This is a genomic window from Streptomyces sp. NPDC096339, assembly GCF_044762985.1.
In the GTDB taxonomy this organism is placed as follows: domain Bacteria; phylum Actinomycetota; class Actinomycetes; order Streptomycetales; family Streptomycetaceae; genus Streptomyces.
In genome coordinates this window covers 44,244-54,986 of the sequence record NZ_JBIWFI010000050.1, presented here as the reverse complement: position 1 = coordinate 54,986, position 10,743 = coordinate 44,244, and the positions used below count along the sequence as shown (strand labels likewise).

General features: G+C 73.1%; 8 protein-coding genes. All 8 read right to left on the bottom strand.

The genetic code is table 11. The features are described from left to right. Nucleotides 1-152: 152 nt before the first annotated feature. Nucleotides 153-359, bottom strand: coding sequence for a hypothetical protein (locus ACIQ5Y_RS37060; RefSeq protein ID WP_403891000.1), 207 nt, complete (start codon nucleotides 357-359; stop codon nucleotides 153-155). Nucleotides 360-731: 372 nt separating this feature from the next. Then, nucleotides 732-1,274: a hypothetical protein gene (locus tag ACIQ5Y_RS37055; RefSeq protein WP_403890997.1), complete on the bottom strand. Its 543-nt coding sequence runs from the start codon at nucleotides 1,272-1,274 to the stop codon at nucleotides 732-734. A gap of 208 nt (nucleotides 1,275-1,482) precedes the next feature. After that, on the bottom strand, nucleotides 1,483-2,664 hold the full coding sequence (gene mycP, locus ACIQ5Y_RS37050) for a type VII secretion-associated serine protease mycosin (RefSeq protein WP_403890994.1): 1,182 nt from the start codon (nucleotides 2,662-2,664) through the stop codon (nucleotides 1,483-1,485). A 21-nt stretch (nucleotides 2,665-2,685) separates the two neighbouring features. Continuing rightward, nucleotides 2,686-4,128: a WXG100 family type VII secretion target gene (locus ACIQ5Y_RS37045; protein ID WP_403890992.1), complete on the bottom strand. Its 1,443-nt coding sequence runs from the start codon at nucleotides 4,126-4,128 to the stop codon at nucleotides 2,686-2,688. After that, nucleotides 4,125-4,661, bottom strand: a complete 537-nt coding sequence (locus tag ACIQ5Y_RS37040; RefSeq protein ID WP_403890989.1) for a hypothetical protein — start codon at nucleotides 4,659-4,661, stop codon at nucleotides 4,125-4,127. The genes ACIQ5Y_RS37045 and ACIQ5Y_RS37040 overlap by 4 nt, the downstream gene beginning before the upstream one ends. Before the next feature lie 164 nt (nucleotides 4,662-4,825). Continuing rightward, complete coding sequence (locus tag ACIQ5Y_RS37035) at nucleotides 4,826-7,123, bottom strand: xanthine dehydrogenase family protein molybdopterin-binding subunit (RefSeq protein ID WP_403891010.1); 2,298 nt, start codon at nucleotides 7,121-7,123, stop codon at nucleotides 4,826-4,828. 41 nt (nucleotides 7,124-7,164) lie between these two features. Next, nucleotides 7,165-9,576, bottom strand: a complete 2,412-nt coding sequence (locus ACIQ5Y_RS37030; RefSeq protein WP_403890986.1) for a 2Fe-2S iron-sulfur cluster-binding protein — start codon at nucleotides 9,574-9,576, stop codon at nucleotides 7,165-7,167. Next, nucleotides 9,573-10,412 (bottom strand): FAD binding domain-containing protein, encoded by an 840-nt coding sequence (locus ACIQ5Y_RS37025; RefSeq protein WP_403890983.1) that lies wholly within the window; start codon nucleotides 10,410-10,412, stop codon nucleotides 9,573-9,575. Before ACIQ5Y_RS37025 ends, ACIQ5Y_RS37030 begins: the two co-directional genes overlap by 4 nt. Nucleotides 10,413-10,743: the final 331 nt, after the last annotated feature.

Sequence of the window (10,743 nt, the reverse complement as noted above, 5' to 3'; positions counted from 1 at the left end):
GGGGGGCGGGGCGGGGGGGGGGGGGGGGGGGGGGGGGCCCGGGCCCCCCCCCCCCCCCGGGGGGGGGGGGGGGGGGCGCCCCCCGGGGGGGGCCCCCCCCCTCTCGCATGGGTACGCCCCGCAGCGCGGGGCAGCGGGACGCCTTGCGGGGTTCAGTCGACCTGCTCCCCGTCGTACATACCGCCCTTGCAGACGTTGTTCGCCAGATCGGCCGTTCCGCCGCCCTGCTTGCACTCTGAAGGCGTGACGACTGACGGGACACCCTGCGTGGCAGCGGTGGCGGTGGCGACGCCTGTGAGACCGAGTCCGGCGAAGGCTGCCGTCGCGAAGACGGCGGCGAAGATTCGTCGAATGCGCATTCGATTCCCCTTTCACGGATTGACTCGTTTGGGGCTCTGGTCGGCTTGGTCCGCACCCGTGCGCGTGGCACGTCGCGTTGCACCATTCGGGCGACAGTGCGGTCGGGTGCGGATGCGGGGTCGATGACGCGACCCGTCGGCAGGCCCTGGATCACCGGGCCCGCGCTCGCTATTCCAAACTAGCAATTCTCGCAAGTGGGTGCATTTTGGGGCACGGCTCTGTCCTCCGGCGTGCGGCGTGCGGCGTGCGGCGTGCGGCGTGCGGCGTGCGGCGTGCGGCGGTGGTGCCTGCACCCGCTGAAGTGGCCCGGGCATGTGGCCACTCGGCCGGGTTCCGACGTGATCCCGAACCCGGCTCCGCCGGGTCCGGTTCTAGGCTCCGCAGAGCGTCTGCTGCTTGGCGTAGTCGACGTACTTCCTCATGAGCTCGGTGAGCACCGGGCGCGACTCGCCGGCCTTCTTGCCCTGGACGGATCCGCTCAGCCACAGTTCCAGCTCGAAGGAGTCCGTGACCCCCTTGCACGAGATGCCGGCGGCCGCCCCCGTGTCCCAGACCTTGCCGTTCTCCACACCGGGGATCGGCTCGGGGCTCTTGTCGTCCAAGGGCCAGAAGAACCCCTGCCCGAGAGGCCGGCGTTCGGCTGTCGCGAGCACTCCGCTCTTGCCGTCGACGTAGACGTTGCAGGTCGCGCCACGGCGATTCGCGGTCAGCTTGAGGTCGGCGGGCGAATCCACCTTGACCTCGTCGGCGTTTCCCAACAGGGGCGCCAGATCGGACGGCGTGAAAGCGCCGAAGCACGTCGACTTCGGCAGCCGAGAGGCGGCCGAAGGCTTCTTCTCCTCGGCGCAGCCCGACAGGAGCACGACACCGGCGAGGACACCGACGAGAGCACGGGAGATGCCGGTACGGCACATTCAGGAGCCTCCATTGGCCGTGGCGACCTGGCCGCGGCCCACCGCTGGTGCAACTACAGGTCACCGCTGCCACCGCCACCGGGATCCACCGGGACGTGGTTGAGCCGCATGGAGACGTTGGCCGCGGCCGTGGCGCGCGCCGCCGACCATTCCTCGTCGAACGACATCGCGTGAACTCCCGTGGGGGGAGGAGGTCGGGGGAGGTGTGTCAGCGGTTCCGGCGTACGACGACCGCGGTGACGGCACCGCCGATCAACAGGCAGGCTCCCAGACCGAGGCCGATCCAGGGAAGGGGACTGCCGTCCTTCTTCTCGTCCGCCTGGGGGGCGGGTGAGGGGGCGGCCGAGTCGGGGGCCTTGCCGTCGGGGGACGCCGAGGGCTTCTTGCTCGCGTCCGCCGCCGCCAGGTCGGGCAGCGGGTAGACGTCCGCCGGACCGGGGTCGCCGGGGTTTTGCAGTGCCACGCGAGGGCGGACCACGCCGTAGCCGACGTAGTCGTTGCGCTGCGAACCGTCGAAGGGCTTGCCGGCGGTGTTCAGGAGGACGCGGAGGACCTGGTTGTTGGTCCAGTCGGGGTGGGCGGACCAGAGGAGGGCGGCGGAGGCGGAGGCGAGGGCGTTGGCGTCGCTCGTACCGTGCGTCTTACAGAGCCCCGTCTTCCCCTTGCAGGAGGAAACGATGTCAATGCCTGGCGCGGCCATGTCCACTTGGGGGCCGTTCATCGATTCCTTGGTCGGCTCGCCATTGGCATCCACGGCTCCGACCCCCACTACTCCGGGAGTCGCGGCGGGGTAGGCGAGCTCATTGGTCGAATCCCCGTAGTTTCCAACTGCGGCAAAGATCAACTTGCCTTTGGAGAGCGCATACTTCACGGCGGCCGCCCGCCCCGCGTCCTGCTCGGGCTTGCTTGCAAGACCCATGGAAATGTTGATGACCTTGGCGTCCGAGTCCGCCGCGTATCGAATAGCCGCGACGATCGATGGAGTATCCGCCCCTTCGAGCATGTCGGGCACGCGGATCGGAAGAATCTTGACACCGGGCGCAAGGCCATACGCGCCATCACCGCTTGGGTGCTTGCCTGTACCAGCAATCATTCCGGCCATGGCAGTGCCGTGGCCGTAATAATCGTTGTCCCTGCCAACCTCGGCATCGCCGGCAGGGAAGGCCTTACCTGGGAGAACCTGGCCTTCGAGTTCCGGGATCTGGTTAACACCCGTATCAATCACCGCGACGGTGATCCCCTTGCCCGTGCTGATCTTCCAGATCTCGCCGGCTTTCATGGCGTCGAGATGCCACTGCTGCGATCGAATGGTCTCCGCATGGGCAGGGGTCGCCGCGACCCCGGCCAGCAGCAGACCCACCAGGGCCGAGGTCGCCTTGCGCATGCGCATCCCGTACAACGTCCGTTCTGCTCAGTCGATCACCGGGGGAGCAACACGACGGTTGCCCTGCCAGGTCTCTTCGTCTTCGACCAGATAGTCGGGGCGTTCGCCCCCCTGGTCGTCCCGTCGCCTACCCGGAGTGTGCGTACCCGCGCCGACAGCGCCATTCCGAACCAGTCCCGAGCCGCCCTGGGTGAACGGCTTGCCGCCCGCAATCGGACGACCGGCCGCAGACTGGCGCCCACCGACGATGCCTCCCGGCTCGGAAGCAAGTCGGCGGCCCGCCGAAACTCCGCCCGCACCACCGCCGTGAGCACCGCCACCCATCGCGCCGCCCATGCCGCGGCCGCCCTGGGCTCCTTCACCGATGACCGTGCCCCGCGGGATGCCCGAGCCGAGACCCTTGGAGTTCACGGGACGACCGCCCATGATGCCGGTGTCACGCGGGGGCATGCCCGGCGGCATGCCGCCGACCCTGCCGCCACCCGGACCGCTGGGACCCGTCAGGCGCGGGTACGGGCCGAGTCCGGGGCCTGTGCCCGGGCCGGTCCCCTTCAGGCCACCGACCGGCGGGAGTCCCACGGGCGGGACGAACGGGCCGGGGGTGGGGACGCTGGGGCCCGGACCAGTGGGCAGCGGCCCAGTAGGCGGGGTCGTCAGCGGCGGCACCGTCCGGTCCGGGAGCGTGCCGACGGAGTCAAGGTCCACGTTCACGTTGCGGTCCGGGATTCCCGGCATGGGCACCGACGGGACCGGGTTGTCCGGCTGCTGCTGATGCCCGGGCACCAGCCCGGGCTCGTTCGAAGAGGGAACACCGCCAGAACTCGGCGGCGCGTACGAGTAACTGGCCGATCCGTATCCCCCACCAGACCCGCCTCCAGGCCTCGCCATATCCTGCCCACCGTCGTAACCCTGTGGCACGAGAACCCTCGGCGGCGGCGGGAACGTCGGGACAGTCGCCGCATCCATCTGCTGGGACGACTTGTCGTACGACCCGGCCAGCTTGGTCATCGCGTCCACGGCCCGCGCGTGGTCCCCGTTCAGCTTCGACCAGGCCTCCTGGCCCAGCTTCACCGCATCCGGGTCGTTGTGGTACTCGCGGGACGTCTCGAGGTTCTGCCTGAGGGTCGCCTCCGCAGACGCGTCGTACTTGGGCATGTTGCCCGCGCCGTAGTCGGTCGGCTTGACCTCGCGCATGATCTGGGCGGACTCCGCCATGTACTTGCCGCCGGCGGCGCTGTACTCGGCCAGCACCAGCGTGGCGCTGCCCGTCTGGTTCACCCAGTTCTGGAACGCCTCGGCCGCTTCGCCTTCCCAGCCCTCGACCTTGTGGTCCTTGAGCTTGTTTCCGATCTCCTCGATCGTCTTGGAGGCATCGGTGAGCTGCGTGGCGCAGTCATGGACCTTGTCCGGGTCCATCGCGGCGACCATGGCGTACAGCTGCGCGTGCGTGTAGCCCTCGAACTCACTCATGCGAGAGGAGCCCCCTTCTGCTTCCCGTTCGGCTGCGGCACGGCCGGCGCGTTCGGCGCGGCCGGCTGTCCGCCGTCGGCCGTCTTGTCCGCGTACGGGTCGCGCTTCGGGACGTACTGTTCATGGGCCTGCTTCGCGAGGAAGGCCATGCGCCGCTTCGTGTCCTCGTCCACCTGGCTGTAACCGCCGCTCGCGGACTGGATGGCGATGCCGAGCGCCTCGATCTGCACCGCCAGTCCCTTCGAGAGCTTCTGCAACTCCGTGTGGACGGTGCCGTACGCCTTGTAGAGCTTCTCGGCCTGAGTGAAGTTCTTGCCCAGGGCTCCCGCCGGCAGTGTGCCGTCGGCCAGTCTTCCGTCGTCCGCCGGGGACTCCTTGAGCTTCGTCAGGAGGTCGTTCACCAGGATTTGATAGCTCTTCAGGTCCTCGTACTGAACGCGCAGCGCCGCAGCGGTGGCCTGCGCGCCGATCGCAGCGCCGGCCACCGCCGCAGCGCCGATTCCGAACAGACCTACCCCGATGTCCTCTGCCACGATGGCCTCCCCGACTCCTCGTTTGATCACGGCGCCCGTCGGCGCCGCTCCCCATCCCCGTTCGCGCCCGTTCGCACGCGCGCGCAAACACTCTGACCGATCGTTCTAACGATCGGCTCCGGCAACCCCAAGTCCGGGTTGCATGTGCAATGCGGGTCACGCGGTCACGAGTTGGGCACCGCGACAGCCGCCGATGGCCGGATCGGGAGCCTGTTCACCGGGCGGCCCGTGGCAGCGCGTACTGCCGAGGCCACCGCCGCCGGGGCCGTCACCACAGGGACCGCGCTGGCCGCCTTCGCGCCGAACGGGGCCACCACGTCACGCTCCTCGACCAGTTTGACGATGCGGACCACCGGCGCGTCCAGCGCGGTCGGCAGGGCGTAGCCCGTCAGGTCGGGGTGGCGGACGAGGCCCGAGACCGTGCGGAGGTTCTCCGTCAGGGCCGCGCCCACGCCCTGCGTGACTCCCGCTTCGATACGGGCTTCCAGCTGGCGGGGGTTGAGGATGCGGCCCACGTCCTGGGCCACGGCGAGTTCGACCACGCGCACCGAGCCGAGTTCGATGTCCACGTCCACCACCGCGCGGATCGCGCAGAAGGCGAGGCCGACGAAGGCGTCGCCCTGGCCGTCGGCGTCCAGCGGTTCCGTGGGGTGGGGACGGCACTGGGCCGTCGCCCAGAGTTCCTTGCCTTCTATGGCCTCCGCGACCGTCATGGAGAAGGCCCCGTCGTACGACGTGATCCGGCCATCCGCGATCTGGAGGAGTTCGGTGGACATGCCGAGTTTGTGCGCCATCGGCTGGAGGAGCTGGGTGCGGACCATTTTGGCGGCCCGTTCGACGGCGCCGCCCGACACCCAGGTGTGGCGGCCGTGTGCCGACGGGCCCGCCGGCGGCTGGTCCGTGTCGACCGGGGCCGTCGTCACCACGTCGACGCCCAGGACCTCCTGGACGATCTGGCGGGCGAGGGTCGCGAAGCCCTGGCCGGTGTCCACGGCCGCGCAGATGACCGTCGCCGCGCCGTTCACCACCTTTACGGTGGCGGTGGAGACCTCGTCGGTGCCCTCGGCGCCGAGCATGTGCACCATGCCGACGCCGTAGCCGACGCCCCGCCGCACCGCGCCCGGCTCGCCCGCGCCCTCCGGGCCGCCCGGCAGCAGCCACTCGTCCTCCGGGGTGTCCTTCGGGAGGGCGGGGAGCTCGAAGTCGCGGACCGAGCGCAGGAGTTCGGCGACCGGGGCCGGGCAGGTGACCGTCTGGCCGGTGGGGAGCAGGTCGCCCGTCGCCAGGACGTTGCGCATGCGCAGTTCCGCGCCGTCGATGCCGAGGGCGGCCGCCAGTTTGTCCATCTGGCCTTCGTACGCCGCGCAGACCTGCATGGCGCCCTCGCCCCGGACGTGTCCCGAGGGGGGGTTGTTGGTGCGGACCGCCCAGCCTTCCACGAAGGCGTGCGGGACGACGTACGGGCCACAGGCGAATGCGACGGCGGCGGCCAGCGACTCGGAGGACGAGTCGGCGTACGCGCCGGCGTCCATCAGGATCTGCGCCTCGACCTTGACCAGCCGCCCCTCCGCGTCCGCGTGGTGGCGGTAGCGCAGCAGGGTCGGGTGGCGGTGGGTGTGGCCGAGGAAGGACTCCTCGCGGGTCGCGGCCAGCTTGACCGGGCAGCCCGTGCGCAGCGCGAGCAGGCCGAGCGGGAGCTGGAAGGCGGCGTCCTCCCGGTCGGCCGTGGCCCCCGGGACCCCGGTGACGACCACGCGTACGCGGTCCGGTTCGAGGCCGAAGCAGGCGGCGGCCAGGTCGCGGTCGGAGTGCGGGTCGGTGGAGGCGGTGTACAGCTCGACGCCGCCGTCGGGGCGCGGCACGGCCAGCCCGGCCTCGGCGCCGATGGGGGCGGGGTCCTGGCGGCCGATCCGGTAGAGGCCCTCGACGACGACCTCGCCGGTGATCTCCGGGTCGCCGTAGCGGAGCGGGATGTGCCGGATGAGGTTGCCGTCGGGGTGCAGCGGGGCGGCGCCGAAGGACTGCTCGGGGTCGGTGACCGCGTCGAGGAGCTCGTACTCGACGGCGATGGCGGCGGCGGCGAGGCGCGCGGTGTCGGGGTGGTCGGCGGCGACGGCGGCGATGGGCTCGCCGTGGTGGCGTACGACGTCGTGGGCGAAGACGGGCCGGTCCGCGATCCGGCGGCCGTGCGTGGTGGCGCCGGGGATGTCGGCGTGGGTGACGACGGCCCGGACGCCGGGCATGGCGGCGGCGGCCGTGGTGTCGATGGAGAGGATCCGGGCGTGGGCGTGCGGGGAGCGCAGCACGGCGGCCCACAGGAGGCCCTCGGCCCACAGGTCGGCGGCGTAGGGGAAGGTGCCCTCGGTCTTGGCCCGGGTGTCGGCGGAGGGGACGGAGGCGCCGATTCCGCGCGGGACCTGCTGGTCGGCGGGGTCCGTGGGTGCCGCCAGGGCGGTCACCATCGTGTTCAGCGTCGTCGTCGACGTCGCCGCGTCCTGCCCGCTCACGCCGTGCCTCCGTGGTGGATGCCGCCCTCGCCGGGCGCTGCCTGGTGCGGAATCCGCGGCTCCGGTGAAGACGCGGCCGCGGACTCGGCGGCCGCCTCGGCCGCAGCCGCCTCGCGCTCGGCCACGACCTCGCGCACGGCGTCGACGACTCCCGAGTAGCCGGAGCAGCGGCAGAGGTTGCCGCAGAGTGCCTGGCGGGTCTCCAGCTCGCTGGGGGCGTGGTTGCCCTCCAGCAGGTCGTGGATGGTCATCGCCATGCCGGGTACGCAGAACCCGCACTGCACCGCACCCGACCTGCACAACGCCTGCTGCACGTCCGAGAGTTCCCCGTCCGTCGCGAGACCTTCGACGGTGCGGACCTCGCTGCCGGCGGCTGTCGCCGCCGGGACCAGGCAGGACGCGACGAGCCGGCCGTCGACCTGCACGGCGCACGCACCGCATTCGCCCTGCGAGCAGCCGTCCTTGGCGCCGGCGAGCCCGAGGCGCTCGCGCAGCACGTAGAGCAGGGACTCGCCGATCCAGGCCCCGGTGACGGGACGGTCGGCGCCGTTCACGCGCAGGACGTAGGAGGCCTGGGGGTGCTCGTTCTCTTCTTCGTACGTCGGCCCCTCGGCCGGGACACCTCCGGTGGGGTCCGCGTCCGAGGGTGACAGGGCGGTGTCGGCGGCGTCCGCGTCCGGGGCGGGCGCGGCGGCGGCGTCCGCCGGGGCCGGGCCGGCTTCGGCGTCGGCGTCGGGATCGGGCTCGGGCTCGGGCCGGGATCCGGCGGCCTCCGCGAGGGCGTGCGGGTCCGCGTCGGCGCCGTCGGCCGCGGTTCGGGGTCCGGTGGTCTCCGGCCCGGCGACCGGCAGCGGGCCGGGCTCCACCGGGGCCGCCTCGGCCGCGTGCCCGAAGGCGTCGAAGCCGCGCCCGTCGGTACCGCCGGTACCGGCGGGCGGCACGAACGCACCGTGCGCGGTGTGGGTGGTGTGGTCGATGTGGCCGGTCAGGTCGGTGTGGCCGGTCAGGTCGGTGTGGCCGGTCTGGCCGGTCTGCTCCGCGTGCCCGGTGTGGCCGGCGTGATCCGCGTGCCCGGTGCCTTCCACGGGGCCGGTGTGCCCGGCGTGCCCGGCGTGCTGCTCGCCCTCCGCCCGCTCGCCGTGCCCGCCGTGCCCGGCGTGGGCCGGCTGCCCGTCGTGCCCCGCGTGGGCCTGCTCCGGGTGCCCGCCGAACTCGGCCTGCCCCGCGCTCCCCGCCTGCCCAGTGTGCCCGCCGAACTCGACGTGCCCCGCGTGGGCCGCAGGCTCGGGGTGGCCGCCGAACCCGGCGTGCCCCTCGAACCCCGCCTGCCCGGCATGCCCGGCATGCCCGGCATGCCCGCCGAACTCCGCGTGCCCACCGGGCCCGCCGAAGCCCGCGTGCCCCCCGAACTCCGCGTGCTCCGACGCCCGCGCCCCTTCGGCCGGGTCCTGCGCCGGGCCGTGGGCGGCCTCGATGTCGTGGGGGGTCGGGTGCGCCGGCTCGTCCTCCGGGAGCGGGGTGCCCACGCCCGGACCGCCCAGCACCCGCGGGCCGCGCGGCGCGGTGCCCACCCCGGGGCCGCCGAGCAGCCGTCCGGAGGTCGCCGCGGTGACGGCGGCAGCGGCGGCCGACGCGGCAGCGGCAGCGGCCTCGTCGGTGCCCGGCAGAGTGCCCGGCAGCGTGCCCGTGTCCTGCGTCAGGTACGCCCACGGCGCCGGGGCGCCGCCCGGCAGCGTCGCCGGGGCCTGGCTCCAGTCTGCGGCCGGTGCGCTCGACGCCGGCGGGGGCCTGAAGTCACCCTGCTGCTCGGGGAGTCCGGAGGTTCCGGCGAGTCCGGGAAGTCCGGCGGGTCCGGGAGATCCGGGTACCTCCGGCGTCCCCCCGTACTCCGCGTACTCCGAGTACGCCGGCACCGCCCACTGCCCCGTCGAGGACTCGTCCTGGAACCGCCACTCCGCCGTCGCCCCCGGGTCGTGCAGCGGCGGCTGCGCCTGCTCCGGCTCGGCCTCGGCGAACGCCGCCGCCACCGCGGCCGGGATCGGGACCGACGCCGGGATCGGCCCGCCCACCGGCGCGGGTGTGGGCGCGGGACCCGTGTCGGCCGGGGCGGAGCCCGCCGCCTCGGGCCACTGCACCGGCATCGTCCAGGTCCCGGTGGCGCTCGGATCCGTACTGGCCGAGCCCAGCGGCACGATCATCGGCGGCGGCACGTACCCGTGCCCGGGCGCCGCGAGGGGCTCCCCCGTGCCGAGCGCGTCCAGCATGTCCTGCGGCAGTTTCACGAAGGCCGTGGCGTCCGAGTCGTACTCGCCGCCCTGCGGGACGGGCTCCCAGCCCCAGCCCGCCGTGCCGTTCGCGCCGTTCCCGGCGTTCCCCTGGGTCACGTTCTCGTTCTCGTTCTCGCTCATGAGGTCAGCGCCCTCCCCAGGGCCCTCCGTGCCAGCACGGCCACCGTGCGCCGCAGGTGCAGCACACCGGGAGCCACCGGGTCCCCCTGGTCGGGCACGCAGGCGGCCCCGACGTACTCGCCGAAGGCCTCCAGCGCCTCGGGGGCCAGGCTCCGGTCCCCGTCCCAGTCGATCAGCGAGGCCACCCACTGCTCGGCCTCCAGCGGACGCAGCGGCATCGGGGCCACCGCTCCGATCGCGCACCGCACGCCCCTGCGCGCGGGATCCAGTACGAGCCCCACGGACGCCACCGCGCGCCCCGGCCCCGTACGTCCCGTGGCCTTGAGGAACACCTGCGGCGCGTGCAGCAGCGGCACCCGTACGAAGCCGATCAGTTCCCCGGGCCGGAGCATCTCGCGGCCCGCCAGCAGGTGCGAGACCGGGATCTCCCGCTGCCCGAGCGGCCCGACGACGAGGAGCACGGCCTCCAGCGCGGCCAGCACGGGCAGCGCGTCGCCCGTGGGCGCGGCCGTGGCGATGTTCCCGCCGAGGGTGCCCGCGTTGCGGATCTGCGGGGGCCCGGCGGCGCGTGCGGCGGCCGCCAGCGCGGGGATCAGGGCCGCGAAGTCCGGCCGTCCCATCCGCGCGTGGGTGAGGCCGGCGCCGAGGAGTGCGTGGCCGTCCTGGTACTGCCAGCCGCGGATTTCGTTGATCCGGCCCAGGCCGACCAGTGCGGCGGGCCGCAGCAGGCCGGCGTTCACGGCGGCCATGAGGTCGGTGCCTCCGGCGACGGGCACGGCGGCGGGCATGGCGGTGAGCGCCGCCACGGCCTCGTCGAGCGAGGTCGGCAACGTCACGGACTGCGCCGCGTGCGGGGCCTGCGCCGAATGCTGGCCCTGCGCGCCGTGAGGCGCATCCGACGCGTGCGGTGCTTGCGGTGCGTGCGTGGTCAACCCAGCTGCCCCTTCCCGATGTCCCGGTCCCGGCGCTCACGCCTGTCCGCCGTACGGTACGTGCTCACCGCCGGGACGTGGCAACTCTGGCACATCTTCCGGGCCGCCCGGCGCGAGGGTCGGCCGGGGCGGGGGTTGCCGGGCGGCCGGGCCGTCACCAGCCGCCTTCGGGTTCCCTCGCGGATGCCTCGGAGCCCCCTTCCCGACGGCCCGTTTTTCCCCGTATAGGAGGAAA

Coding starts and splice junctions, on each gene's coding strand:
- ACIQ5Y_RS37060 (WP_403891000.1), bottom strand. CDS start 359: ATGCGCATTCGACGAATCTTCGCCGCCGTCTTCGCGACGGCAGCCTTC.
- mycP (WP_403890994.1), bottom strand. CDS start 2,664: ATGCGCATGCGCAAGGCGACCTCGGCCCTGGTGGGTCTGCTGCTGGCC.
- ACIQ5Y_RS37055 (WP_403890997.1), bottom strand. CDS start 1,274: ATGTGCCGTACCGGCATCTCCCGTGCTCTCGTCGGTGTCCTCGCCGGT.
- ACIQ5Y_RS37035 (WP_403891010.1), bottom strand. CDS start 7,123: ATGGTGACCGCCCTGGCGGCACCCACGGACCCCGCCGACCAGCAGGTC.
- ACIQ5Y_RS37045 (WP_403890992.1), bottom strand. CDS start 4,128: ATGAGTGAGTTCGAGGGCTACACGCACGCGCAGCTGTACGCCATGGTC.
- ACIQ5Y_RS37030 (WP_403890986.1), bottom strand. CDS start 9,576: ATGAGCGAGAACGAGAACGAGAACGTGACCCAGGGGAACGCCGGGAAC.